Below are 26,735 nucleotides of genomic sequence, written 5' to 3'. Positions count from 1 at the left end.
ATGAATGACACAACGAGCGAAACGGAAATGAGAGAGCTGCGCGCCCTGGCGCGTGCGATCCGTCTGGAAACCTTGAAGGCGCTGACCGGGCTGGGCTTCGGCCACTACGGCGGCTGCATGTCGGTGGTGGAGACGCTGGCGGTGCTGTACGGCGGCGTGATGCGCATCGATCCGGCGGATCCGGACTGGCCGGAGCGCGATGACTTCGTGCTGTCGAAAGGGCACGCCGGCCCGGCGCTGTACAGCACGCTGGCGATCAAGGGCTACTTCCCGCTGGCGGAGCTGAAGACCCTCAACCAGAACGGCACGCGTCTGCCGAGCCACCCGGACCGGCTGCGCACGCGCGGCGTGGACGCGACCACAGGTTCGCTGGGGCAGGGCGTGTCGATCGCCGCCGGCATGGCGTTGTCCCACCGGCTGGCGGGGCGGCGCAACCGGGTGTTCAGCATCCTCGGCGACGGGGAGCTGAACGAAGGGCAGTGCTGGGAGGCGTTCCAGTTTATCGCCCACCACAATCTGAACAACCTGACGCTGTTTATCGATTACAACAAACAGCAGCTGGACGGCGCGCTGGATGAGGTGATCCAACCGTTCGATCTGGCCGCCAAGTTCCGCGCCTTTGGTTTTGAGGTGCAGACCATCAAGGGCGACGACATCGCAGCGCTGCTGGCGGCGGTGGCGCCGGCGCGCGGCGGCGAACAGCGGCCGCTGGCGATCGTGCTCGACAGCATCAAGGGACAGGGCGTGAGCTATCTGGAAAACCTGTCCAACTCACACCATCTGCGCCTGACGCCGGACGTGCAGCTGGAGATCGAAAAAGCCATCGCCGAACTGGAGGCCGCCCATGTTTAACGTAGTGACGCAGTTGGAAAACGACGCCGTCGAAATGCGCAAAGTCTACGCCGGCGCGGTGCGGCGGCAGATTGAAGCGGGCGCGCCGATCATCGCGCTGGAGGCGGATCTGATGAGTTCGATGGCGATGGACGGCGTGCACAAGGATCACCCGCAGCACGTGATTAACTGCGGCATCATGGAGGCCAATGTGATCGGCGTCGCCGCCGGGCTGTCGCTCACCGGCCGGGTGCCGTTCGTGCATACCTTTACCGCCTTCGCCAGCCGCCGCTGCTTCGATCAGCTGTTCATGTCGCTGGATTACCAGCGCAACAACGTTAAGGTGATCGCCTCCGACGCCGGGGTGAGCGCCTGCCACAACGGCGGCACCCACATGTCGTTCGAAGACATGGGCATTGTGCGCGGGCTGGCGCATTCGGTGGTGCTGGAGGTGACTGACGCCACCATGTTCGCCGACATTCTGCGTCAGCTGATGGACTTGCGCGGTTTCTACTGGGTGCGCACCATCCGCAAGCAGGCGACGCGCATCTATCAGGAGGGCTCGCGCTTTACCATCGGCAAGGGCAACCTGCTGCGCGACGGCGACGACGTCACGCTGATCGCCAACGGCATCATGGTGGCCGAAGCGCTGAAGGCGGCGCAGATGCTGGCGCAGCGGGGCGTCAGCGCGGCGGTAATCGATATGTTCACCCTCAAGCCTATCGACCGTGAACTGATCAAAACCTACGCGACCAAGACCGGACGCATCGTCACCTGTGAAAACCACAGCATTCATAACGGGCTGGGGTCGGCGGTGGCGGAGGTGCTGGCGGAGGAGTGCCCGACACCGATGCGGCGCGTGGGGGTGAAGGAGCGTTACGGCCAGGTGGGCACCCAGGCGTTTTTACAGCAGGAGTATGGCCTGACCGCGGAGCATATTCTGGAGGCCGCCAAGCAGCTGCTGGCGCAGCATTAGAAAAGGGCCAAGACGCCGGTCAATGACCGGCGTTGCCTGATGGATAAGGCCATGAAACGTCGCCGAGGCAACGCGCACCTTAACGCGGAGAATAGGTGTGTCGATTGTTATATTCGGTATTGGGCGTGACAACGCCGAAAAACGCGTTGTGGACCCACATTTTGCAGTTATTGCAACACGGCGCGATCCTCCCATCCCCGTTGAAAGCAACGCAGTAGTAATGACGCGGGTGCAGATTGCGAGCATAAAGCTCAAGCCATACATGGGCTTCGGCACATGCGGTAAAAGGCCGCGCTTCAACTTCCTTTTTACCGCTCCACGGCAGAATCAGCCGCTGGCTTTTTTTCTCTTTCGCCTGCAGTTCTGCAATATATCGGTCAAATAGGGAGGCGTCATGCGTGATGCCTGCGCTGTGGCCCACGAAGCGGGTTAATCCCGATACCTCTCTTTTTCCCCTCGTCAGAGAGAAAGCCAGCGCCAGCATTCTGTTCGTTGTGGGGCCGAGCCGGTCGATCTTCCAGAGGTAGGAATCGTAATTAATGGCATTGTCAATGAGCGTTTTGGCTATTTTCTCAACGGACTGACCAGTGTGTGCCATAGGGTAAACCTTCAGGTTTTTTTATGAGTGTGCATAGTGTCTAGCACAAAACCCAGTCATCAGAATAAGGCGGGCCTTTAATTGAGAGTATTCTTATCTTGCGGCGGAACAGGAGTGTCTCGCTGGCGATATTGCGGCTATTTGTTTGTTTCTACGGAAATTGGTGCGCATTCAGCGTGGGGAAGGCAGCGAGCTTCGCCCGCTTGAGAGAGACATGACCTTCTCTTGAGAATAAAAAAAGCACCGCTCAATATGCTTGAGCGGTGCTTTATTGTTTACGCCAATACTCATTATCCACCACCCCGTCCGGGACGGGGCGTCAATGGGCTATCAGGCCTTGGCGGCGGCAGCGTCAGCCTGGGAAGACTGGATCGCCGTCAGTGCGACGGTGTAGACGATATCGTCTACCAGCGCGCCGCGCGACAGGTCGTTCACCGGCTTGCGCATGCCTTGCAGCATCGGCCCGATGGAGACCAGGTCAGCGGAACGCTGCACCGCTTTGTAAGTGGTGTTGCCGGTGTTCAGATCCGGGAAGATGAACACGGTCGCCTGGCCGGCTACCGGTGAGTTCGGCGCCTTGGACTTGGCAACGTCGGCCATGATGGCGGCGTCGTACTGCAGCGGGCCGTCGATGATCAGGTCCGGGCGTTTTTCCTGCGCCAGACGGGTCGCTTCGCGCACTTTCTCTACGTCGCTGCCCGCACCGGAGTTGCCGGTGGAGTAGGAGATCATCGCTACGCGCGGCTCGATACCGAAGGCGGCGGCGGAATCCGCAGACTGGATGGCGATTTCAGACAGCTGCTCGGCGGTCGGATCCGGGTTGATCGCGCAGTCGCCGTAGACCAGAACCTGGTCAGGCAGCAGCATGAAGAACACGGAGGACACCAGCGAACTGCCCGGCGCGGTTTTGATCAGCTGCAACGGCGGACGGATGGTGTTGGCGGTGGTGTGAACCGCACCGGAAACCAGACCGTCGACTTCGCCTTGTTCCAGCATCAGGGTGCCGAGTACCACGTTGTCTTCCAACTGCTCGCGCGCGACCACTTCGGTCATGCCCTTGCTCTTGCGCAGTTCAACCAGACGCGGCACGTAGTTTTCACGCACGGCGACCGGATCGACGATTTCGATGCCTTTGCCCAGCTCAACGCCTTGCGCTGCCGCTACGCGCTGGATCTCGTCCGGGTTGCCGAGCAGCACGCATTCCGCAATGCCGCGTTCGGCGCAGATGGCCGCCGCTTTCACGGTGCGCGGCTCGTCGCCTTCCGGCAGCACGATGCGCTTGCCGGCTTTACGCGCCAGCTCGGTCAGCTCGTAACGGAACGCCGGTGGAGACAGGCGGCGTGAACGCTCGGAGGTGGCGGTCAGCGAGTCGATCCACTCGGTGTTGATGTGGCTGGCCACGTAGTTCTGCACTTTCTCGATGCGCTGGTGGTCGTCCGCCGGCACTTCGAGGTTGAAGCTCTGCAGGCTCAGCGAGGTCTGCCAGGTATTGGTGTCGACCATGAACACCGGCAGGCCGGTCTGGAAGGCGCGTTCGCACAGCTTCTTGATCGGCTCGTCGATGGCGTAGCCGCCGGTCAGCAGAATGGCGCCGATTTCCACGCCGTTCATCGCCGCCAGGCAGGCGGAGACCAGCACGTCAGGGCGGTCTGCGGAGGTCACCAGCAGGGAGCCAGGGCGGAAGTGTTCCAGCATGTGCGGAATGCTGCGCGCACAGAAGGTCACGGACTTCACGCGGCGGGTCATGATGTCGCCTTCGTTGACCACGCGGGCCTTCAGGTGGCGAGCCATGTCGATGGCGCGGGTGGCGATCAGATCGAAGCTCCATGGCACGCAGCCCAGAACCGGCAGCGGGCTGTTGGCGAACAGCTGCGCAGGATCGACATGGGCGATGCTGGCTTTGGTGGAGTCGTCGAAGATTTCGGACAGGTCAGGACGGGTGCGGCCCTGATCGTCGACCGGTGCGTTCAGCTTGTTGATGATAACGCCGGTGATGTTCTTGTTCTTGCTGCCGCCGAAGCTGGTGCGCGCCAGTTCGATGCGCTCTTTCAGCTGTGCCGGGGAGTCGTTGCCCAGCGCCAGCACGAAGACGATCTCGGCGTTCAGGGTTTTGGCGATCTCGTAGTTCAGCGCGTTGGCGAACTGGTGCTTGCGGGTCGGCACCAGGCCTTCGATCAGCACCACTTCCGCGTCTTTGGTGTTCTCGTGGTAGCGCGCCACGATCTCTTCCATCAGCACGTCTTGCTGGTTGGAGCTCAGCAGGCCCTCAACGTAGTCCATGCGCAGCGGTTCGGCCGCCGTAATGGTAGAGTTGCTGCTGCGGATGATGGTGGTGGTCTGGTCGAGCGCATTGTCGCCGGAGCGCGGTTGAGCGATAGGCTTGAACACGCTCAGACGAACGCCTTTTTGCTCCATGGAGCGGATGACACCCAGGCTGACGCTGGTCAGGCCGACGCTGGTGCCGGTGGGGATCAACATAATAGTACGTGACACAGAATAGTCCTCTTCACGATTAACATGAGGCTAAAACAACACCGTCAGCCTGGGCTGACGGTGTTTTGAGAGCATTACGCGGTCAGGCGGGATGCGTCCTGCGCGATGACCAACTCTTCGTTGGTCGGGATCACCAGCGCCAGGCGGCTGCCGTCTTTGGTGATGGCGCCGGATTTGCCGAAGCGAGCGGCCATGTTGCGGTCGTGGTCGATTTCGAAGCCCAGCAGGCCCAGTTTGTTCAGGGTCAGCTCGCGCACCATGCCGGCGTTCTCGCCGATGCCGCCGGTGAAGATCACCGCGTCCAGACGGCCTTCCATCAGCGCGCTGTAGGCGCCGACGTATTTGGCCAGACGGTGGCAGAACACGTCCATTGCGCGTTTGGCGTCGGCTTTGCTGTCGTAGTTGTCTTCAACGTAACGGCAGTCGCTGGTGACTTCGGTCAGGCCCAGCAGGCCGGATTCTTTGGTCAGCATTTTGTTGATCTGGTCAACGCTCATGCCCAGAGAATCGTGCAGGTGGAAGATGATAGCCGGATCGATGTCGCCGCTGCGGGTGCCCATCACCAGGCCTTCCAGCGGGGTCAGACCCATGGAGGTGTCAACGCACTGGCCGTTGCGCACTGCGGTAACGGAACCGCCGTTGCCCAGGTGGCAGGTGATCACGTTCACTTCTTCCACCGGCTTGTTCAGCATCTTCGCGGCTTCCTGAGTCACGTAGAAGTGGCTGGTGCCGTGCGCGCCGTAGCGGCGAACGCCGTGGTCGCGGTACAGGCTGTACGGCAGGGCGTACAGGTAGGATTCTTCCGGCATGGTCTGGTGGAACGCGGTGTCGAACACGGCAACGTTCTTGTCAGCCAGGTGAGGGAAGGATTTCAGCGCTTCCGCGATGCCGATCAGGTGAGCCGGGTTGTGCAGTGGTGCAAACGGTACGGAATCTTTGATACCCTGCAGAACTTCGTCGTTGATCACGGCGGAGGCGGTGAACTTCTCGCCGCCGTGCACGATGCGGTGGCCGATAGCGGTCAACTGCGCGGAAAGCTCTGGTTTTTGTGCCAGAATAGTATTAACAATGAAGTTCAGCGCTTCGCTGTGTGCAGCGCCGGCCCCCAGGGCAGCTTCGTGTTTGGCGCCGTCCATTTTCCACTTGATGCGAGCTTCAGGCAGGTGGAAACACTCGGCCAAACCGGAGAGGAATTCGTCGCCGTTAACGGCATCGATGATGGCGAATTTCAGAGAAGAACTGCCGCAGTTAAGAACCAGTACTAGCTTACTCGACATGGAAGTACCTACTTAAATAGTCGTGTTGTTAAAAGAAAATCGAACACACGTGGTGAATTAATCGTCAATCAGACAACAAGCGTAGCGCATAGTGCCGATGACATTTATGATTAACATCATGTGAAGTGCACAAATCACAGGATGATGGAAAAACCGATGATTTCTCTGCGGTTTAAATAATCTTGATTTTTATAGGGCTAAAAGTTGACAAAATTTACGTCATCTTCTACCGGCCACAAGGCCGGCTTAGGATACCGATAGCCCGGTGCAAACACAAAATAAATTTAAAGCTTCAAATTTTTTAGTATTGTCTCTGGCAGCACGCTGTGAGTTTCTTTACGTGACGTTGAGGTACGCAATGACGAGCAAACCGTCCGGTTCCGTAAGCTGGTTTCAGGTCTTCCAGCGCGGGCAGCATTATATGAAAACCTGGCCGTCAGACAAACGTCTGGCACCGGTCTTTCCGGAGAACCGCGTTGCGCGTGCTACCCGTTTCGCCATCCGCTTCATGCCGCCGTTGGCGATTTTCACGCTGACCTGGCAGATCGCGCTCGGCGGCCAGCTCGGCCCGGCGATCGCCACCGCGCTGTTCGCCTGCAGCCTGCCGATGCAGGGGCTGTGGTGGCTGGGGCGCCGTTCGGTCACGCCACTGCCGCCGACGCTGCTGCAATGGTTCCACGAGGTGCGCAACAAGCTGACGGAAGCGGGGCAGGCGGTGGCGCCGCTCGAAGGTACGCCGACTTATCAGACGTTGGCCGATCTGCTCAAGCGCGCGTTCAAGCAGCTGGACAAAACCTTCCTTGACGATCTGTAACTGAAAAAAGGCCGCGTTGATGCGGCCTTTTTCGTCTAAGCGCCAATAACCCCGGTTTAAATCAAAGAACGGTCGAGTTGTGATTTCCTGCGTTCTTGCGCTGTGCGATGCTCCCGCCATCACACAGAAATGAGGAAATCCTGATGGAAATGACCAACGCCCAGCGGCTGATCCTGTCGAATCAGTACAAGATGATGACCCTGCTCGATCCGGACAACAGCGATCGTTATCGCCGGTTGCAAACCATCGTCGAACGCGGCTTCGGTTTGCAAATGCGCGAGCTGGATCGCGACTTCGGCGAACTGAGCGAAGAGGTGTGCCGCACCATCATCAACGTGATGGAGATGCATCATGCGCTGCAGGTTTCCTGGGGCAACCTGAAAGAGAAACAGGATCTGGACGAACGCCGCCTGGCGTTTCTCGGTTTCGATGCCGCCACCGAGGCGCGCTACCTGAGCTACGTGCGTTTCCTGGTCAGCACCGAGGGGCGTTATACTCACTTCGATTCCGGCAGCCACGGTTTCAACGCCCAGACCAAAATGTGGGAGAAATACCAGCGTATGCTGGCGATCTGGCTGGCCTGCCCGCGCCAGTATCACTTGAGCGCCGTTGAGATAGCGCAAATCATCAATGCTTGATTAAAAAGAGGTTTTCTGTGGAGTGTAAGGGTTTTCTGTTCGATCTTGATGGCACCCTGGTGGATTCGCTGCCGGCGGTAGAGCGCGCCTGGACGCACTGGGCCGAGCGCCGCGGCGTCAACCCGCAAGCCGTGCTGGACTTCATTCACGGTAAACAGGCCATTACTTCTCTGCGCCACTTCATGCCGGGCGAAAGCGAAGCGGAAATTCAGCGCGAGTTCCAACTGCTGGAGCAGAGGGAAGCGCAGGATACCGATGGCGTTCGCGCACTGCCTGGCGCCATTGCATTGCTGGATCGCCTGAACGCGCTCGACATTCCCTGGGCGATCGTCACCTCCGGTTCGGTGCCGGTGGCGGGCGCCCGTCGCCAGGCCGGCGGTTTGCCGCAGCCGGCGGTGTTTATCACCGCCGAGCAGGTTAAACACGGTAAACCGCAGCCCGACGCCTATCTGCTGGGCGCCGAGCGTCTGGGCCTGGCGCCGCACGAGTGCGTGGTGGTCGAAGACGCACCGGCCGGCATTCTTTCCGGTCTGGCGGCGGGCTGCCAGGTGATCGCGGTCAACGCGCCGGCGGATGCGCCGAAGCTGGATCAGGTCGACCTGCGGCTGGGGTCGCTGGAACAGATCGCCGTCGAGAAAACGGCGCACGGGGCGATCGTTCGCCGGCTGGCCTGAGCGGCATTATCTTCACCCTAATTGATTAGACCCCGCCTCGGCGGGGTTTTTTTATGCTATTTTTTAACCCCTTGGACATTTGCCGGATGAGGGCGTTTTGAACAGCGAATTACTGTGGGTGCTGAGTTTACTGCTGATTGCCATTGTGCTGTTTACCACCAACAAGCTGCGCATGGACGTGGTGGCGCTTTTGGTGATCATCGCTTTCGTGTTGAGTGGCACGCTCAGCCTGCAGGAGGCGACGGTCGGTTTCAGCGATCCCAACGTGATTTTGATCGCCGCGCTGTTCGTGATCGGCGAAGGGCTGGTGCGCACCGGCGTGGCCTATCAGGTCGGCGACTGGCTGGTGAAAGTGGCCGGCAGCAGCGAAACCAAAATGTTGATGCTGCTGATGGTGACGGTCGCCGGGCTGGGAGCGTTCATGAGCTCGACCGGCGTGGTGGCGATCTTTATCCCGGTGGTGCTCAGCGTGACGGCGAGAATGAAGATCGCACCGGGGCGGCTGATGATGCCGCTCAGCTTCGCCGGGCTCATCAGCGGCATGATGACGCTGGTGGCCACGCCGCCCAACATGGTGGTCAACAGCGAACTGGTGCGCGAAGGCATTCATGGTTTCGGCTTCTTCAGCGTGACGCCCATCGGCCTGGCGGTGCTGGCGCTGGGCGTCGGCTACATGCTGATCGCCCGCCGTTGGCTGGGCAGCGGTGAAACGGGCAAAGCCGGCGACGACTGGCGGCGGCGCACTTTCCGCGATCTGATCCGCGATTACAAACTGACCGGCCGCGCGCGGCGGCTGGCTGTCCGTAGCGCTTCGCCGCTGATCGGGCGTTCTCTGGATGAGCTGCACCTGCGCGCGCGCTATGGCGCCAACGTGGTGGGCATCGAGCGTTGGAAACGCTTCCGGCGAGTGATGGTCAGCGCTTCCGGCAGCACCGAACTGCGCGAGGGCGATGTCCTGCTGATCGACATGTCGGACAGCCAGGTCGATCTGCGTGAATTCTGCGGCGAGCAGCAGCTGGAGCCAATGGTGCTGCGTGGTGATTATTTCTCTGAACAGTCGCGCAACGTCGGCATGGCGGAGGTCTCGCTGATCCCGGACTCGGCGCTGCTGGGCAAAAGCCTGCGCGAAGCGGCGTTCCGCAGCCGCTATGATCTGAACGTGGTGGGCATCCGGCGCCACGGCGAGACGCTGAGCGGCAAGCTGGTGGACGAACCGCTGGAGTTGGGCGACATTTTGCTGGTGATCGGCGACTGGAAGGCCATCCGTCAGCTGCAGGCCAAAACCCACGACTTTATCGTGCTCAATCTGCCGGCCGAAGTGGATGAAGTGGCGCCGGCCATCACCCAGGCGCCGCACGCGCTGTTTTGTCTGGCGCTGATGGTGGCGATGATGCTGACCGACGAAATCCCCAACCCGATCGCGGCGCTGATCGCCTGCCTGCTGATGGGCAAGTTCCGTTGCATCGACATGGAGAGCGCCTATAAATCGATCCACTGGCCGAGCATCATTTTGATCGTCGGCATGATGCCGTTCGCGCAGGCGCTGCAAAAGACCGGCGGGGTCGATCTGATCGTCCGCGGGCTGATGGACGTCGCCGGCGGCGCGGGGCCGCGCGTGATGCTGTTGTGCCTGTTCGTGCTGTGCGCCACCATCGGCCTGTTTATTTCCAATACCGCGACGGCGGTGCTGATGGCGCCGATCGCCATCGCCGCCGCGCGCGAAATGGGCGTCTCGCCGTACCCGTTCGCGATGATTATCGCTATCGCCGCGTCCGCCGCCTTTATGACGCCGGTCTCTTCGCCGGTCAACACGCTGGTGCTGGGGCCGGGCAATTACAAGTTCGGCGATTTCGTGCGTCTTGGCGTGCCGTTCACCCTGTTGGTGATGGCGGTCAGCGTGTTGGTGGTGCCGTGGCTTTACGGATTTTAACGGCGCAGCGAAGGCTGCGCCGGCGGGTTACAGCGAGCTGTCGAGGCTGATTTCGTCCAGCGACAGGCTGAAGCTGGGAATGAACACCTCCATGAAGTAGTCCATTTCCGGGCTGCGGCGCTGCTCCAGCGTTTTATCCAGCCGCGCCTTGGCCAGGGTGAATTCGTTGTTGCCCGCGGACAGCTCCTCCAGGCATTTCAGGTAGGCGCACAGTGCGTCCGCCTGTTTCACCACCTGCTTTTCATCTTCGCTGTAGTAATGCTCATCGAGAATGGTGCGGAAGTCGTTGCGCAGCTCCGCCGGGATCATGTCCAGCAGCTTTTGTTGGGCGATCTTTTCGATCTTCTTGTACTCGTGGGCGATCTGCGGGTTGTAGTACTTGATCGGCGTCGGCATGTCGCCGGTGATCACTTCGCTGGCGTCGTGGTACATCGCCAGCAGCGCAACGCGGTCGGCGTTGAGGTTGCCGTTGAATTTGCGGTTCTTGATCACCGCCAACGCGTGGGCGACAAAAGCCACCTGCAGGCTGTGTTCGGAGACGTTCTCGGTACGCACGTTGCGCATCAGCGGCCAGCGGTTGATCAGTTTCAGGCGGGACAGATGGGCGAAGAAATGGCTCTGGCTCATGGTGCTCTCTTTAACGGCAAGTGAGGGCCCCATTGTGAAGCAGTGACGGCGAATTTTGCAACCGGCCTGTGAGGGAAGGGCGCAGCAAGCCGCTGCGCCTCAGGCGATTACTGGTGGTAGCCTTCCAGGAAGCGGCCCAGCTTGCCGACCGCCATTTCCAGCTCGTCTACGCGCGGCAGGGTGACGATGCGCACGTGATCCGGGTAAGGCCAGTTGAATGCGGAACCCTGCACCAGCAGCACTTTTTCCTGCAGCAACAGATCCAGCACCAGCTTCTGGTCGTCATGGATGTTGAAGCGCTTGGCGTCGATGCGCGGGAACATGTACAGCGCGCCCTGCGGTTTCACGCAAGAGACGCCAGGGATATCGTTGAGCAGTTCCCAGGTGCGGTTGCGCTGCTCATACAGACGCCCGCCGGGCTGAATGAATTCGCTGATGCTCTGATAACCGCCCAGCGCGGTCTGAATGGCGTGCTGCATCGGCACGTTGGCGCACAGGCGCATCGAAGCCAGCATCTCCAGCCCTTCGATATAGCCTTTGGCGTGCTTTTTCGGCCCGTTCAGCACCATCCAGCCCTGGCGGAAGCCGGCCACGCGGTAGGTCTTCGACAGGCCGTTGAAGGTCACTGTCAGCAGATCCGGCGCCAGTGCGGCGATCGAGTGGTGCTCGGCTTCGTCATACAGGATCTTGTCGTAGATCTCGTCGGCGAAGATGATCAGGTTGTGTTGACGGGCGATCTCGACGATCTGCTCCAGCAGCGCTTTGCTGTAAACCGCACCGGTCGGGTTGTTCGGGTTGATGATCACGATGCCGCGGGTGCGCGGAGTGATCTTGCTGATGATGTCGTCCAGATCCGGGAACCAGCCGGCCTGCTCATCGCACAGGTAGTGCACGGCCTTGCCGCCGGACAGCGAGACCGCGGCGGTCCACAGCGGGTAGTCCGGCGCCGGCACCAGCATTTCGTCGCCGCTGTTGAGCAGCGCCTGCATGGATTGGACGATCAGCTCCGAGACGCCGTTGCCAATGTAGATATCCTCAACGGTCACGTCACGCATGTTGCGCGCCTGATAGTGCTGCATGATCGCTTTACGCGCCGAGAAGAGGCCTTTGGAATCGGAGTAACCTTGCGCCGTGGGCAGATTGCGGATCACGTCGACCAGGATTTCGTCCGGGGCGTCGAAGCCGAACGGGGCGGGGTTGCCGATGTTCAGTTTCAGGACTTTGTTGCCTTCTTCTTCAAGACGTTTAGCTTCTTTAAGCACCGGGCCGCGAATGTCATAGCAGACGTTGTCCAGTTTGCTGGATTTCTCAATGGGGGACATAAAAAGTTGAGCCTTTTGCTGGGATAGGGGCGCTCCTACCGTGGAACGCCGCAACCCGCCCAATGTACTCCTGGCGTAGTTGCTTTTGAAGGGTTTTGCACGCCTTTGGTGCAAACGCATGTCGTAACGGGGGATTTTAGTTATGATAAGTAAAGGTAAAGTTATTTTGTGGTTCATAATGTCATGAACTATAATTTTAGTAGGGTTTTGTTCTGAAAAAATGTGAGCCGGGAAACGCGATGCGCCGGCGAGCGCGGCCGGCGGCAGAGAACTGATAAGCGGGAAGGAAGGATGGGTGTCAATAAACTGTAAAGGAACGATAATACCGGACTTGTCTGATAGCCGGTTGTCGGATGGCGCACCACACTAAGAAAAAGGCATATTTACATTAGCTTTACTTTATATTTTGTCTTAAGCATTGTTAATGTGGGTATGAGATTATTATTTAAAGTAAAAATCTTACTGATTGAATTTATTAAATTCATTGAGTAGGGCTACGAAGCCGGCGCTGTTAATTATTTATCTTTTTTGCTCTGAAATGCTGTCTAAACCCCCGTTGATAAGGGTTCTCAGTAGCACGAATGGAGTGGAAATCAGGCAGTATGAATGAGTAAAATCTTAGGTTCGGTGGGAATAAGCCCTTTCCATCGGTATTTAACTCCCTGCGTCCTATAAGCATTATCGATAGGTTGCATTTTAAAAAGCGATAGAGGTAACGAAACATAAGTAATTTTTTTGCCCTCCACTTATGAGTGGGGTACTGTCATAACAGGCGCCGCCCTTTTTCAACGGCGTCTGAGAAACACACCAGGGTAGTAGTTCGTAAATTAGAATTTAAAAAAGTGAAGAATACACTATGACAACTGCAAATCGTCCGATACTTAATCTCGACCTCGATCTGCTAAGAACTTTTGTTGCTGTTGCTGATTTGAATACCTTCGCGGCGGCGGCCGTCGCCGTTTGCCGTACTCAATCAGCCGTCAGCCAACAAATGCAGCGATTAGAGCAACTGGTCGGCAAAGAACTGTTTGCCCGCCATGGGCGTAACAAACTCCTGACTGAGCACGGTATTCAGCTTCTCGGTTATGCCAGGAAGATCCTGCGCTTTAACGATGAAGCCTGTACCTCTCTGATGTACAACAATATTAAAGGTGTTCTGACCATCGGCGCTTCCGACGACACCGCCGATACCATTCTGCCTTTCCTGTTGAACCGCGTGACCGCCATCTATCCCAAGCTGGCTATTGACGTGCGCGTGAAGCGCAGCACGACGATGGTCGACCTGCTGGAAGAAGGGCAGATCGATCTGGCAGTGACCACGGCCGATCCCGAAGGGCATCCGCACATTGTGCTGCGCACGTCGCCGACGCTGTGGTACTGCGCCGCTGATTACCACTACCAGGCCGGCGAGCCGATCCCGTTGGTGGTGATGGACGAGCCAAGCCCGTTCCGCGCGCTGGCGATCAAACAGTTGGACGAAGCCGGTATTCCGTGGCGCATCGCCTACGTCGCCTCTACGTTGTCCGCAGTGCGGGCGGCCTGCAAGGCCGGTCTGGGCGTCACCGCGCGGCCTATCGAGATGATGAGCCCCGACCTGCGGGTGCTGGGCGCGGCGGAAGGGTTGCCGGCGTTGCCGGATACCCAGTATGCGCTGTGCAAAAACGCGCAGTGCAGCAGCGAGCTGGCGATGGCCATCTTCAGCGCGATGCAGGGCGGCAACGACAGCTATGGTTTCAACGGAACGGAAACCGGTCTCCAGGGCGATCAGGATGACGCCAGCCTGGTGGACGAAGAAGAGTAACGCTGCGGCGTGAAATCGGATGAAAAACCTCTGCTTCGGCGGAGGTTTTTTTTGCCTTAATTTTGATGAAAGTGACTGTTATAGGTAGTTAAGTGCAATTTTGTTATGAGATGGCTATTTTGTTGCATTTTAAGTGTCAATGAAAACAGAGTTTGGCCGGGTTTAAGACGGTGAGTTTGTTTTTTGAGCAATAAGATTGAATGGGTTAAAGGCATGGTAATGGTAAGGTTATTTTGTTAGCTTATAGCGGCCGTTTTTGCGGCTTAATTTGAGGAAAATTGTTAAAGGCCCACACTTTTTTTGAGGATTTATGCTGAAAACGTGTCCTGGATCAAAAAAATACCCCTAGGTAGTGAGTGGAAGAACAGGGAATTCCTGAGACAATGGTATAGTAAAACTGAAATGTGCATGTTGGTTTATATCTATCTGTTTCTACACAAAAATTAACTGACACGATTTAGCCTGTCCCTGGCGCATCAAATGTTAATCAAATGATACGTATGTAAACTAGTGTGTAGATACTTTTGTCAAAGTTGACAAAAGGTTATAGAAAGGAGTAAAAAGCCCACAGAAAAACGCTGCCTAACTCGCTGTAAAAGCAGTTTGTTTGTGTGGTTATTTATCCTTCCCTTAAATCGATGTGGCGCACTAACTGCCGGTGACAAGAGCAGTGCGATCGACGCCACTTTTGATGAGTAAGCATAGAGTATGTCAACAACCACTGAAGTTATCGCTCATCACTGGGCGCTCGCCGTATTTCTCGTTGTGGCTATCGGGCTCTGCGGCTTAATGCTGCTGGGTGCGTTTTTCTTGGGCGGGAGAGCCCGGGCGCGCGCCAAACACACCCCGTTTGAATCAGGTATCGACTCCGTCGGCACGGCGCGCATGCGTCTGTCCGCCAAGTTTTACCTGGTGGCCATGTTCTTCGTTATTTTCGACGTTGAAGCCTTATACCTGTACGCCTGGTCGGTCTCGATTCGCGAGAGCGGCTGGGTAGGCTTTATCGAAGCCGCCATTTTCATTTTGGTGCTATTGGCCGGTCTGGTTTATCTGGTGCGCATCGGCGCGTTGGATTGGACTCCGGCGCGTTCCCAACGCCGCAGCAAACCGAGCACGATCACTAACACCAACAGTCATCCGCAGTAACAGCGAGGCATTAAGATGGACTATACGCTCACCCGCATAGACCCGAACGGTGAGAACGACCGTTATCCCCTGCAAAAACAGGAGATCGTCGCCGATCCCCTGGAACAACAGGTCCACCGCACGGTTTACATGGGTAAACTCGAACATGCGCTGCATGACATGGTGAACTGGGGGCGTAAAAACTCTATTTGGCCGTATAACTTCGGCCTTTCGTGCTGTTACGTGGAGATGGTGACGTCGTTTACCGCCGTTCACGACGTGGCGCGTTTCGGTGCGGAAGTGTTGCGCGCCTCCCCGCGTCAGGCTGACCTGATGGTGGTGGCCGGTACCTGCTTCACCAAGATGGCTCCGGTCATCCAACGCCTGTACGAGCAGATGCTGGAACCGAAGTGGGTGATTTCGATGGGCGCCTGCGCCAACTCCGGCGGCATGTACGACATCTATTCCGTGGTGCAGGGCGTGGACAAGTTCCTGCCGGTCGACGTGTACATTCCCGGCTGCCCGCCGCGTCCGGAAGCCTACATGCAAGCGCTGATGCTGCTGCAGGAATCCATCGGCAAAGAACGTCGCCCGCTGTCGTGGGTTGTCGGCGATCAGGGCGTTTACCGCGCCAATATGCAGTCTGAAAGAGAGCGTAAACACGGCGAGCGCATCGCGGTGACCAACCTCCGGACGCCTGACGAGATTTAAGACGTTCATTTAACGTCCATCTTAGTGCGCTATTGGTTAACACAGCGAAAAGTGAAACTTGCGGCGAATAACCCTTTAGTGTGGTGAAAAAAAATTATGACAGATTTGACGACGCACGACGCCTTGCCTGCCTGGCAGACCCGAGATCACCTTGACGACCCGGTGATCGGCGAACTGCGCAACCGTTTTGGGCCGGAAGCCTTTACTGTTCAGGCCACCCGCACCGGCATGCCCGTGGTATGGGTTAAACCTGACCAGTTACTGGAAGTAATGACGTTCCTGAGAAAACAGCCGAAGCCGTATGTCATGCTGTTCGATCTGCATGGCGTAGACGAACGTCTTCGCACCCACCGCGACGGCCTGCCCGCTGCGGATTTCTCCGTTTTCTACCATCTGATTTCCATCGAACGCAACCGCGACATCATGCTGAAGGTAGCGCTGTCTGAAAAAGACCTGCACGTGCCGACGGCGACCAAGGTGTTCCCGAACGCCAACTGGTATGAGCGCGAGACCTGGGAAATGTTCGGCATCACCTTTGACGGCCACCCGCACCTGTCGCGCATCATGATGCCGCAGACCTGGGAAGGGCACCCGCTGCGTAAGGACTACCCGGCGCGCGCCACCGAATTCGATCCTTTCGTGTTGACCAAACAGAAAGAAGATCTGGAGATGGAAGCGCTGACCTTCAAGCCGGAAGACTGGGGCATGAAGCGCGGCACCGAGAACGAAGACTTCATGTTCCTCAACCTCGGCCCGAACCACCCGTCCGCGCACGGTGCGTTCCGCATCATTCTGCAGCTGGACGGCGAAGAGATCGTCGACTGCGTGCCGGATATCGGCTATCACCACCGCGGCGCCGAGAAGATGGGCGAGCGTCAATCCTGGCACAGCTACATTCCGTACACCGACCGCATCGAGTACCTCGGCGGCTGCGTGAACGAAATGCCTTACGTGCTGGCGGTTGAAAAGCTGGCCGGCATCAAGGTGCCGGAGCGCGTAGACACCATTCGCGTGATGCTGTCCGAACTGTTCCGCATCAACAGCCACCTGCTGTACATCTCCACCTTCATTCAGGACGTCGGCGCGATGACCCCGGTGTTCTTCGCCTTTACCGACCGTCAGAAGATCTACGATCTGGTGGAAGCGATTACCGGTTTCCGCATGCACCCGGCCTGGTTCCGCATCGGCGGCGTCGCGCACGATCTGCCGCGCGGTTGGGATCGCCTGCTGCGCGAATTCCTCGACTGGATGCCGAAGCGTCTGGATTCTTACGTGAAAGCGGCGCTGAAGAACAGCATCCTGAAAGGCCGTTCCATCGGCGTGGCGTCCTATAACGCCAAAGAAGCGCTGGAGTGGGGCGTGACCGGTGCCGGTCTGCGCGCGACCGGCGTCGAGTTCGACGTGCGTAAATGGCGTCCGTATTCCGGCTACGAGAACTTCGACTTTGAAGTGCCTGTCGGCGACGGCACCAGCGACTGCTACACCCGCGTGATGCTGAAGGTGGAAGAGCTGCGCCAGAGCCTGCGCATCCTCGAACAGTGCCTGAACAACATGCCGGAAGGCCCGTTCAAGGCCGATCACCCGCTGACCACGCCGCCGCCGAAAGAGCGCACGCTGCAGCACATTGAAACGCTGATCACCCACTTCCTGCAGGTTTCCTGGGGCCCGGTGATGCCAGCCAACGAATCATTCCAGATGATTGAAGCCACCAAAGGGATCAACAGCTACTACCTGACCAGCGACGGCAGCACCATGAGCTACCGCACCCGGGTACGTACGCCAAGCTTTGCGCACCTGCAGCAGATCCCATCGGTCATCCGAGGCAGCCTGGTTTCCGACCTGATCGTCTATCTGGGTAGTATCGATTTTGTAATGTCAGATGTGGACCGCTAACTATGCATGATCAAAAAGACAATCACGCAGTCAATGATGCGCTCGAGCCCATCAACGCAGCCGCTCCTCAGAGCGGCGTTGATGCATTTGTACTGAGCGCGGAAGAACGTGATGCGATCGAGCACGAAAAGCACCATTACGAGGATCCGCGCGCCGCTTCCATCGAAGCACTGAAAATTGTGCAGAAGCAGCGCGGCTGGGTTCCGGACGGTGCGATTTACGCCATCGCGGAAGTGCTGGGCATCCCCGCCAGCGACGTAGAAGGCGTGGCCACGTTCTACAGCCAGATTTTCCGTCAGCCAGTAGGACGTCACGTGATCCGTTATTGTGACAGCGTTGTTTGTCACATCACCGGTTACCAGGGCATTCAGGCCGCTATCGAGAAGAAGCTGAACATCAAACCGGGTCAAACCACCTTTGATGGCCGCTTCACGCTGTTGCCGACCTGCTGTCTGGGTAACTGCGATAAAGGGCCGACCATGATGATTGATGAGGACACTCACAGTCAGCTGAAGCCTGAAGATATCGAGACGCTACTGGAGCAGTACCAATGACCAAGCACATTGTACGCACTCCCGAAACGCATCCGCTGACCTGGCGTCTGCGCGATGACAAGCAGCCGCTGTGGCTGGACGAATACCGCAGCAAAAACGGCTATGCCGGTGCGGAAAAGGCCCTGAAGGGCCTGGCGCCCGACGAAATCGTCAGCCTGGTAAAAGATTCCGGGCTGAAGGGCCGCGGCGGCGCGGGCTTCTCCACCGGTTTGAAGTGGAGCCTGATGCCGAAGGACGAATCCATGAACATCCGTTACCTGCTGTGTAACGCCGATGAGATGGAGCCGGGCACCTATAAAGACCGCCTGCTGATGGAGCAGCTGCCGCACCTGCTGGTGGAAGGCATGCTGATCTCCGCGTTCGCGCTGAAAGCCTACCGTGGGTACATCTTCCTGCGCGGTGAGTACATCGAAGCGGCGGCGCACCTGCGTCGCGCCATCGCGGAAGCCACCGAAGCCGGCTATCTGGGCAAGAACATTCTCGGCACCGGGTTTGATTTCGAGCTGATCGTGCACACCGGCGCCGGCCGTTACATCTGCGGCGAAGAAACCGCGCTGATCAACTCGCTGGAAGGCCGCCGCGCCAACCCGCGCTCCAAGCCGCCATTCCCGGCCAGCGCCGGCGTATGGGGCAAGCCGACCTGCGTCAACAACGTCGAAACGCTGTGCAACGTGCCGGCCATTCTGGCGAACGGCGTGGAGTGGTACACCGGCATCTCCGGCAGTGAAGACAAAGGCACCAAGCTGATGGGCTTCTCCGGCCGGGTGAAAAATCCGGGCGTCTGGGAGCTGCCGTTCGGCACCACCGCGCGTGAAATCCTGGAAGACTACGCCGGCGGCATGCGCGACGGTCTGCGCTTCAAAGCCTGGCAGCCGGGCGGTGCGGGCACCGACTTCCTGACCGCCGATCACCTCGATCTGCCGATGGAATACGGCGCAATCGGCAAAGCCGGCAGCCGTCTCGGCACCGCGCTGGCGATGGCGGTAGACCACGAAATCGGCATGGTGCCGCTGGTGCGCAACCTGGAAGAGTTCTTCGCCCGCGAGTCCTGCGGCTGGTGTACCCCATGCCGTGACGGCCTGCCGTGGAGCGTGAAGATCCTGCGTGCGTTGGAAAACGGCGAAGGGCAGCCGGGGGATATCGAAACCCTCGAACAGCTGTGCCGTTCCCTCGGCCCGGGCAAAACCTTCTGCGCCCACGCGCCAGGTGCCGTAGAGCCACTGCAAAGCGCGATTAAATATTTCCGTGAAGAGTTCGAGGCGGGTATCGCCGTGCAGCACTTCGGCAACGCTCATGCGATTGGCGGCATTCAGCCGAACAACCTGCTGAAGCAGCGCTGGTAAGCCGACTCGCCCGAACACGGCCAGAATTTTTGATTAACGCCTGCCGCAAGGCAGGCCACTTGGAAGCATGCTGACTATGGCTACGATTCATGTAGACGGCAAAGAGTATGAGGTAGACGGAGCGGACAACCTGTTGCAGGCTTGTCTCTCCCTTGGCCTCGATATTCCTTACTTTTGCTGGCATCCGGCGCTGGGAAGCGTCGGCGCTTGCCGCCAATGTGCGGTAAAGCAATACCAAAACGCGGAAGATACGCGCGGCCGTTTGGTGATGTCCTGTATGACCCCGGCATCCGATGGCACCTTCATCTCTATCGATGACGGCGAAGCGAAGCAGTTCCGTGAAAGCGTGGTCGAGTGGTTGATGACCAACCACCCGCACGATTGCCCGGTGTGTGAAGAAGGCGGTAACTGTCACCTGCAGGATATGACGGTAATGACCGGCCACAGCTTCCGTCGCTATCGCTTCACCAAGCGCACCCACAACAACCAGGAGCTGGGGCCGTTTATCTCGCACGAGATGAACCGCTGCATCGCCTGCTACCGCTGCGTGCGTTACTACAAAGACTATGCGGACGGCACCGACTTCGGCGTGTACGGCGCACACGACAACGTCTACTTCGGTCGCCCGGAAAGCGGCACGCTGGAAAGCGAGTTCTCCGGCAACCTGGTGGAAGTGTGCCCGACCGGCGTATTCACCGACAAAACGCACTCCGAGCGCTACAACCGTAAATGGGACATGCAGTTCGCGCCGAGCATTTGCCAGCAGTGCAGCATCGGCTGTAACACCAGCCCGGGCGAGCGCTATGGCGAGCTGCGTCGTATCGAAAACCGTTACAACGGCAGCGTGAACCACTACTTCCTGTGCGACCGCGGCCGTTTCGGCTACGGCTACGTCAACCAGAAAGATCGTCCGCGTCAACCGCAGCAGCTGCGCGGCGACGACTGGATCACCCTGAACGCAGAGCAGGCGATGCAGGGTGCGGCGGACATCCTGCGCCAGGCGAAGAAAACCATCGGCATCGGCTCCCCGCGCGCCAGCCTGGAAAGCAACTTCGCACTGCGCGAGCTGGTTGGCGCAGAGAACTACTACACCGGTATCGCTCAGGCGGAACAATCACGTCTGGCGCTGATGCTGAACGTGCTGAAGAACGGCGGCGTTCATACGCCGGCGCTGCGTGAGATCGAAGATTACGACGCGGTGCTGGTGTTGGGCGAAGATCTGACGCAAACCGGCGCGCGCATCGCGCTGTCCGTGCGTCAGGCCGTCAAGGGTAAAGCCCGCGCGATGGCAGCGGCGCAACGCGTTGCTGACTGGCAGATCGCGGCGGTGCAGAATATCGGCCAACACGCCAAGTATCCGTTGTTCACCACCAACGTCGATAACACCCGTCTGGATGACATTGCCGCCTGGAACTACCGCGCGCCGGTAGACGAGCAGGCGCGCCTCGGCTTCGCCATCGCTCACGCGCTGGATAACGCCGCGCCGGCGGTGAACGATCTGGCTGAAGGCCTGAACAAGAAAGTCGATATCATCGTGCAGGCGCTGACCGGCGCACGCAAACCGCTGATCGTGACCGGCAGCAACGCCGGCAGCGAAGCCATCATCGAAGCGGCGGCCAACATCGCCAAAGCGTTGAAGGGCCGCGGTTCAGATGTCGGCATCACCTTCGTGGCGGGCGCAGCCAACAGCATGGGCCTGGCGATGATCGGCGGCGGTTCGCTCGATCAGGCGCTGGAACAGCTGGCGAGCGGCGCAGCCGACACCGCCATCGTGATGGAAAACGATCTCTATCGCCATGCGCCGGCGGCGCAGGTGGAAGCAGCGTTGGCCAAGGTCAATAACCTGATCGTCGCCGACCATCAGCGCACCGCGATCATGGACAAAGCCAACCTGATCCTCTCTTCGGCCAGCTTCGCCGAGAGCGACGGCACGCTGATCAACCAGGAAGGCCGCGCGCAGCGCTTCTTCCAGGTATACGATCCGGCTTACTACGACGACGCCAACAAGAATCAGTTCACCGTGATGCTGGAAAGCTGGCGCTGGATGCACTCGCTGCACTCCACCTACACCAGCCGCCACGTGGACTGGACTCAGCTCGATGACGTGATCGCCGCTTGCGTCGCCGCGTTGCCGCAGCTGCAGGGCATCGTCGACGCCGCGCCAGACGCGACTTTCCGCATTCGCGGTCAGAAGCTGGCGCGTTCGCCGCACCGTTCCAGCGGCCGTACCGCCATGCGCGCCAACATCAGCGTGCACGAGCCGCGTCAGCCGCAGGATAAAGACACCATGTTCGCCTTCTCGATGGAAGGGAACAACAGCCCGCTGGCCGATCGTCAACAGATCCCGTTCGCCTGGGCGCCAGGCTGGAACTCACCGCAGGCATGGAACAAATTCCAGGCCGAAGTGGGCGGCAAACTGCGCCACGGCGATCCGGGCGTGCGCCTGATCGAAGCGGGGGAGGGCAGCCTCGGTTACTTCGACCGCGTGCCTGCCGCGTTCAATCCGGTCGACGGCTGGCGTGTCGCGCCTTACTACCACCTGTTCGGCAGCGACGAAATGTCGCAGCGCTCTCACGTGATCCAGCAGCGCATGCCGGAAGCCTACGTGATGGTCAACCCGGCCGATGCGGCGACGCTTGGCGTCAACGCGGGCAGCCTGGTGGAGTTCAGCTGTGCGGGCCAGACCCTGCGTCTGCCGGTGCGTCTGAGTGAAACCCTGACCCAGGGCCAGGTTGGTTTGCCGCTCGGCTTGCCAGGGATCCCGCCGATCTTGGTGGGTGCTAAGGTAGACAATCTGCGGGAGGCGGCACGATGAGCTGGTTTACCCCTGAGGTGATCGACATTCTGATCGCCATTCTTAAAGCGGTCGTGATCCTGTTGGTGGTCGTGGCGTGCGGGGCATTCATGAGCTTCGGCGAACGCCGTCTGCTCGGCCTGTTCCAGAACCGCTACGGACCGAACCGCGTAGGCTGGGGCGGCTCGCTGCAGCTGGTCGCCGACATGATCAAAATGTTCTTCAAGGAAGACTGGGTGCCGAGATTCTCCGACCGGGTGATCTTCACCCTGGCGCCGATGATCGCCTTTACTTCCCTGTTGCTGGCATTTGCCATCGTTCCGGTCAGTCCGACCTGGGCGGTGTCCGATCTCAACATCGGTATTCTGTTCTTCCTGATGATGGCCGGCCTGGCGGTGTACGCCGTGCTGTTCGCCGGATGGTCGAGCAACAACAAATACTCGCTGTTGGGCGCGATGCGCGCCTCCGCGCAAACCCTGAGCTACGAAGTATTCATCGGCCTGTCGCTGATGGGCGTGGTAATGCAGGCGGATTCGTTCAACATGCAGGCCATCGTTGAATCCCAGGCGCATGTCTGGAACGTCATTCCGCAGTTCTTCGGCTTCGTGACCTTCGCGATCGCCGGCGTGGCGGTGTGTCACCGTCACCCGTTTGACCAGCCGGAAGCCGAGCAGGAACTGGCCGACGGTTACCACATCGAATATTCCGGCATGAAGTTCGGTCTGTTCTTCGTGGGGGAATACATCGGTATCGTTACGGTGTCCGCCCTGATTGTGACGTTGTTCTTCGGCGGTTGGCAGGGTCCGTTCCTGCCGCCATTCATCTGGTTCGCGTTGAAAACGGCCTTCTTCATGATGATGTTCATCCTGATCCGCGCCGCGCTGCCGCGTCCGCGTTATGACCAGGTGATGTCCTTCGGCTGGAAAGTATGCCTGCCGCTGACGCTGCTGAACCTGCTGGCGACCGCCGCGGTCATTTTGTACAACGCTCAATAAGGGGTGAATAAACCATGACATTGAAAGAGTTAGTGGTTGGTTTCGGCACCCAGGTGCGCAGCATTTGGATGATTGGCATGCATGCCTTCGCCAAGCGCGAAACCCAGATGTATCCGGAAGAACCGGTTTACCTGCCGCCACGCTACCGCGGCCGCATCGTGCTGACGCGCGATCCGGACGGCGAAGAGCGCTGCGTTGCCTGTAACCTGTGTGCGGTTGCCTGCCCGGTCGGCTGTATCTCGCTGCAAAAAGCAGAACAGAAAGACGGCCGTTGGTATCCGGAGTTCTTCCGCATCAACTTCTCGCGCTGCATCTTCTGCGGCCTGTGCGAAGAGGCTTGCCCGACCACCGCTATCCAGCTGACGCCGGATTTCGAATTGGGTGAGTACAAGCGTCAGGATCTGGTGTACGAAAAAGAAGATCTGTTGATCTCGGGGCCGGGTAAATATCCGGAATATAACTTCTACCGGATGGCCGGTATGGCGATTGACGGCAAAGCCAAAGGCGAAGCCGAAAACGAAGCCAAACCGATCGACGTCAAAGGTCTGTTGCCCTAAGGAGCCAGCAAGCATGGAAATTGCATTTTACCTGGCAGGTTTGATTGCGGTGGCCGCGACGATTCGCGTGATCACCCATACCAACCCTGTGCATGCGCTGCTGTATCTGATCGTCTCGTTATTGGCGATCTCGGCAGTCTTCTTCTCGCTCGGCGCCTACTTTGCCGCCGCGTTGGAAATCATCGTTTATGCGGGCGCCATCATGGTGCTGTTCGTATTCGTGGTGATGATGCTGAACCTCGGCAACGTGCAGCAGCAAGAGCGCGACTGGATGAAGCCGACGGTGTGGATCGGGCCTGGCCTGTTGTCGCTGGCGTTGCTGGTGGTGCTGATTGTCGCTATTCGCAGCGTATCCGATCAGGGTATCAGCGGTGAGATGGTCGACGCGAAGGCGGTGGGCATCAGCCTGTTCGGTCCTTACGTATTGGCGGTTGAGCTGGCTTCAATGCTGCTGTTGGCGGGTCTGGTTGTCGCCTTCCATATCGGCCGCGAACACAAACCTGGCGAGGTGCTGAGCAACGCGCCGGCGAGTGGCGAAATGGCGAGAAGAAAATCGGAGGAGCAAGCATGATCCCTCTTCAACACGGCCTGATCCTGGCGGCTATCCTGTTCGTGCTCGGGCTGACCGGGCTGCTGGTGCGCCGCAACCTGCTGTTTATGCTGATCAGCCTGGAAGTGATGATCAACGCTGCGGCGTTGGCGTTTATCGTGGCGGGAAGCTACTGGGGCCAGGCGGACGGGCAGGTGATGTACATCCTGGCGATCAGCCTGGCGGCAGCCGAGGCCAGTATCGGCCTGGCGCTGCTGCTGCAGCTCTACCGTCGTCGTCATACCCTGAATATTGATACTGTCAGTGAGATGCGCGGATGAACCTATTATATTTAACAATTCTGCTACCGCTGATCGGGTTCCTGCTGTTGGCATTTTCCCGCGGTCGTTGGTCTGAGAACACGGCGGCCACCGTCGGCGTGGGCTCTATCGGCCTGGCTGCGCTGGTCACGGTGTATGTGGCGATGGATTTCTTCGCCCAGAAAGCCGCCGGCGTGCAGCTGTTCGAACAAAGCCTGTGGACCTGGATGGCCGTCGGCAACTTCAATATCGGCGTGACCCTGGTGCTGGACGGCCTGTCGCTGACCATGCTGTCGGTGGTTACCGGCGTCGGCTTCTTCATCCACATGTTCGCTTCCTGGTACATGCGCGGTGAAGAGGGCTATTCGCGCTTCTTCGCCTACACCAACCTGTTTATCGCCAGCATGGTGGTCCTGGTGCTGGCGGACAACCTGTTGCTGATGTATCTGGGTTGGGAAGGCGTGGGCCTGTGCAGCTACCTGTTGATCGGTTTCTACTACAAAGATCCGGCCAACGGCGCGGCGGCGATGAAAGCCTTCATCGTCACCCGCGTGGGCGACGTGTTCCTGGCGTTCGCGCTGTTCATCCTCTACAACGAGCTGGGCACGCTGAACATCCGCGAGCTGATGATCCTGGCGCCGCAGAAACTGGCGGTGGGCGATACCGCCATCACCTGGGCGACGCTGATGCTGCTGGGCGGCGCGGTCGGTAAATCGGCGCAGCTGCCGTTGCAAACCTGGCTGGCGGACGCGATGGCGGGCCCAACCCCGGTTTCCGCACTGATCCACGCGGCGACCATGGTGACCGCGGGCGTCTACCTGATCGCCCGCACGCACGGCCTGTTCCTGATGGCGCCGGAAGTGCTGCACCTGGTGGGCATCGTCGGTGCGGTCACTCTGCTGCTGGCCGGCTTCGCCGCGCTGGTGCAGACCGACATCAAGCGCGTGCTCGCTTACTCCACCATGAGCCAGATCGGTTACATGTTCCTGGCGCTGGGCGTGCAGGCATGGGACGCGGCGATCTTCCACCTGATGACCCACGCGTTCTTCAAGGCGCTGCTGTTCCTGTCGTCCGGTTCGGTGATCCTGGCCTGCCACCACGAGCAAAACATCTTCAAGATGGGCGGCCTGCGCAAGAGCATCCCGCTGGTGTACGTCTGCTTCCTGGTGGGTGGCGCGGCGCTGTCTGCGTTGCCGCTGGTCACGGCCGGCTTCTTCAGTAAGGACGAGATCCTGGCGGGCGCGATGGCCAACGGCCACATCAACCTGATGGTTGCCGGCCTGGTCGGTGCGTTCATGACCTCGCTGTACACCTTCCGTATGATTTTCATCGTGTTCCATGGCGAAGAGAAAATCAAAGCGCATGCCGGTAAAGGCATCACTCACCACCTGCCGCTGTTGGTTCTGCTGGTGCTGTCCACCTTCGTCGGCGCGATGATCGTGCCGCCGTTGCAGGGCGTGCTGCCGGATACGACCGAACTGGCGCACGGCAGCGTGCTGACGCTGGAAATCACCTCCGGCGTGGTGGCTATCGTCGGCATTCTGCTGGCGGCCGCGCTGTGGCTGGGCAAACGCAGCCTGGTCAACAGCATCGCCAACAGCGCGCCGGGTCGTTTCTTCTCGACCTGGTGGTTCCATGCCTGGGGCTTCGACTGGCTGTATGACAAAGTGTTCGTCAAGCCGTACCTGGGCATTGCGAAGCTGCTGCAGCGCGATCCGCTGAACTCGCTGATGAACCTGCCGGCCGTCTTCTCCCGCTGGGGGAACCGCGGTCTGACGGTGAGCGAGAACGGCCAGGTGCGTTGGTATATAGCGTCTATGGGTGTGGGTGCAGTGGTCGTATTGGCTCTGTTGATTTTGGTTTAATTGAATAATTTAAACAGACGCATTTTTCGGGCGTAGCGCCGGGCAGGCGCTACGTACAAAGTTTGAAA

Annotated in this window: 23 protein-coding genes; 18 read left to right on the top strand and 5 right to left on the bottom strand. The window is 59.0% G+C overall.

Annotated elements, in window-relative coordinates; all coding sequences use genetic code 11:
* Positions 1 to 852, top strand: a complete 852-nt coding sequence (locus AAIE04_RS20590; RefSeq protein ID WP_198636296.1) for a transketolase — start codon at positions 1 to 3, stop codon at positions 850 to 852.
* Positions 845 to 1,807, top strand: a complete 963-nt coding sequence (locus AAIE04_RS20585) for a transketolase family protein (RefSeq protein ID WP_498577618.1) — start codon at positions 845 to 847, stop codon at positions 1,805 to 1,807. Before AAIE04_RS20590 ends, AAIE04_RS20585 begins: the two co-directional genes overlap by 8 nt.
* Positions 1,808 to 1,886: 79 nt before the next feature.
* On the opposite strand, the gene AAIE04_RS20580 is transcribed toward AAIE04_RS20585, so the two are convergent.
* The 3 genes from AAIE04_RS20580 to ackA all read right to left on the bottom strand — a co-directional run bounded on the left by AAIE04_RS20580 (position 1,887) and on the right by ackA (position 6,175).
* Positions 1,887 to 2,405: a hypothetical protein gene (locus tag AAIE04_RS20580; RefSeq protein ID WP_498577617.1), complete on the bottom strand. Its 519-nt coding sequence runs from the start codon at positions 2,403 to 2,405 to the stop codon at positions 1,887 to 1,889.
* A 330-nt stretch (positions 2,406 to 2,735) separates the two neighbouring features.
* Positions 2,736 to 4,898, bottom strand: coding sequence for a phosphate acetyltransferase (gene pta, locus AAIE04_RS20575; protein ID WP_025160167.1), 2,163 nt, complete (start codon positions 4,896 to 4,898; stop codon positions 2,736 to 2,738).
* A 74-nt stretch (positions 4,899 to 4,972) separates the two neighbouring features.
* Positions 4,973 to 6,175, bottom strand: a complete 1,203-nt coding sequence (ackA, locus tag AAIE04_RS20570; protein WP_004936063.1) for an acetate kinase — start codon at positions 6,173 to 6,175, stop codon at positions 4,973 to 4,975.
* Positions 6,176 to 6,533: 358 nt separating this feature from the next.
* Between ackA and yfbV the strand changes: the two genes are divergently transcribed.
* The 4 genes from yfbV (at position 6,534) to AAIE04_RS20550 (ending at position 10,231) form a co-directional block, all read left to right on the top strand.
* On the top strand, positions 6,534 to 6,989 hold the full coding sequence (gene yfbV, locus AAIE04_RS20565) for a terminus macrodomain insulation protein YfbV (protein WP_004936061.1): 456 nt from the start codon (positions 6,534 to 6,536) through the stop codon (positions 6,987 to 6,989).
* 143 nt (positions 6,990 to 7,132) lie between these two features.
* Positions 7,133 to 7,627 carry a YfbU family protein gene (locus AAIE04_RS20560; protein ID WP_019453723.1) on the top strand — a complete coding sequence of 165 codons (495 nt, stop codon included), beginning with the start codon at positions 7,133 to 7,135 and terminating at the stop codon, positions 7,625 to 7,627.
* A 17-nt stretch (positions 7,628 to 7,644) separates the two neighbouring features.
* On the top strand, positions 7,645 to 8,301 hold the full coding sequence (locus AAIE04_RS20555) for a sugar phosphatase (protein WP_063919782.1): 657 nt from the start codon (positions 7,645 to 7,647) through the stop codon (positions 8,299 to 8,301).
* A 79-nt stretch (positions 8,302 to 8,380) separates the two neighbouring features.
* A complete protein-coding gene (locus tag AAIE04_RS20550; RefSeq protein ID WP_498577616.1) occupies positions 8,381 to 10,231 on the top strand; it encodes an SLC13 family permease in 1,851 nt (616 codons plus the stop codon).
* A 27-nt stretch (positions 10,232 to 10,258) separates the two neighbouring features.
* Here the strand turns inward: AAIE04_RS20550 and yfbR are convergent, their stop codons facing one another.
* The gene (yfbR, locus tag AAIE04_RS20545; RefSeq protein ID WP_015378582.1) at positions 10,259 to 10,858 is read right to left on the bottom strand and encodes a 5'-deoxynucleotidase; all 600 of its coding nucleotides are present in this window, start codon (positions 10,856 to 10,858) and stop codon (positions 10,259 to 10,261) included.
* A 107-nt stretch (positions 10,859 to 10,965) separates the two neighbouring features.
* A complete protein-coding gene (locus AAIE04_RS20540; protein ID WP_019453720.1) occupies positions 10,966 to 12,180 on the bottom strand; it encodes a pyridoxal phosphate-dependent aminotransferase in 1,215 nt (404 codons plus the stop codon).
* 856 nt (positions 12,181 to 13,036) lie between these two features.
* Here AAIE04_RS20540 and lrhA point away from each other — a divergent pair.
* From lrhA to nuoL, 12 genes are all read left to right on the top strand, one after another.
* The gene (lrhA, locus tag AAIE04_RS20535) at positions 13,037 to 13,981 is read left to right on the top strand and encodes a transcriptional regulator LrhA (protein ID WP_498577615.1); all 945 of its coding nucleotides are present in this window, start codon (positions 13,037 to 13,039) and stop codon (positions 13,979 to 13,981) included.
* Between the two features lie 708 nt (positions 13,982 to 14,689).
* Positions 14,690 to 15,127 carry an NADH-quinone oxidoreductase subunit NuoA gene (nuoA, locus tag AAIE04_RS20530; RefSeq protein ID WP_004936040.1) on the top strand — a complete coding sequence of 146 codons (438 nt, stop codon included), beginning with the start codon at positions 14,690 to 14,692 and terminating at the stop codon, positions 15,125 to 15,127.
* 15 nt (positions 15,128 to 15,142) lie between these two features.
* Positions 15,143 to 15,817, top strand: a complete 675-nt coding sequence (locus tag AAIE04_RS20525) for a NuoB/complex I 20 kDa subunit family protein (RefSeq protein WP_004936039.1) — start codon at positions 15,143 to 15,145, stop codon at positions 15,815 to 15,817.
* A 96-nt stretch (positions 15,818 to 15,913) separates the two neighbouring features.
* Entirely contained in the window at positions 15,914 to 17,710 is a 1,797-nt protein-coding gene (nuoC, locus tag AAIE04_RS20520) for an NADH-quinone oxidoreductase subunit C/D (RefSeq protein WP_004936036.1), read from the top strand.
* Positions 17,711 to 17,712: 2 nt separating this feature from the next.
* Positions 17,713 to 18,264, top strand: a complete 552-nt coding sequence (nuoE, locus tag AAIE04_RS20515) for an NADH-quinone oxidoreductase subunit NuoE (protein WP_004936034.1) — start codon at positions 17,713 to 17,715, stop codon at positions 18,262 to 18,264.
* Positions 18,261 to 19,607, top strand: coding sequence for an NADH-quinone oxidoreductase subunit NuoF (gene nuoF / locus AAIE04_RS20510; RefSeq protein WP_004936030.1), 1,347 nt, complete (start codon positions 18,261 to 18,263; stop codon positions 19,605 to 19,607). Before nuoE ends, nuoF begins: the two co-directional genes overlap by 4 nt.
* Positions 19,608 to 19,683: 76 nt before the next feature.
* Positions 19,684 to 22,422 carry an NADH-quinone oxidoreductase subunit NuoG gene (gene nuoG, locus AAIE04_RS20505; RefSeq protein ID WP_498577614.1) on the top strand — a complete coding sequence of 913 codons (2,739 nt, stop codon included), beginning with the start codon at positions 19,684 to 19,686 and terminating at the stop codon, positions 22,420 to 22,422.
* The gene (gene nuoH / locus AAIE04_RS20500) at positions 22,419 to 23,396 is read left to right on the top strand and encodes an NADH-quinone oxidoreductase subunit NuoH (RefSeq protein WP_004936022.1); all 978 of its coding nucleotides are present in this window, start codon (positions 22,419 to 22,421) and stop codon (positions 23,394 to 23,396) included. The genes nuoG and nuoH overlap by 4 nt, the downstream gene beginning before the upstream one ends.
* A gap of 14 nt (positions 23,397 to 23,410) precedes the next feature.
* Positions 23,411 to 23,953 (top strand): NADH-quinone oxidoreductase subunit NuoI, encoded by a 543-nt coding sequence (nuoI, locus tag AAIE04_RS20495; protein WP_025160170.1) that lies wholly within the window; start codon positions 23,411 to 23,413, stop codon positions 23,951 to 23,953.
* 13 nt (positions 23,954 to 23,966) lie between these two features.
* Entirely contained in the window at positions 23,967 to 24,524 is a 558-nt protein-coding gene (gene nuoJ / locus AAIE04_RS20490; protein WP_019453717.1) for an NADH-quinone oxidoreductase subunit J, read from the top strand.
* A complete protein-coding gene (gene nuoK, locus AAIE04_RS20485; RefSeq protein ID WP_004936014.1) occupies positions 24,521 to 24,823 on the top strand; it encodes an NADH-quinone oxidoreductase subunit NuoK in 303 nt (100 codons plus the stop codon). Before nuoJ ends, nuoK begins: the two co-directional genes overlap by 4 nt.
* On the top strand, positions 24,820 to 26,667 hold the full coding sequence (gene nuoL, locus AAIE04_RS20480) for an NADH-quinone oxidoreductase subunit L (protein WP_019453716.1): 1,848 nt from the start codon (positions 24,820 to 24,822) through the stop codon (positions 26,665 to 26,667). The genes nuoK and nuoL overlap by 4 nt, the downstream gene beginning before the upstream one ends.
* The last annotated feature ends 68 nt before the right edge of the window (positions 26,668 to 26,735 follow it).

It is taken from the genome of Serratia sp. Ae19-1, assembly GCF_059801225.1.
Note: the sequence above shows the minus strand (reverse complement) of the source record. Positions and strands in the feature narration are given on the sequence as shown.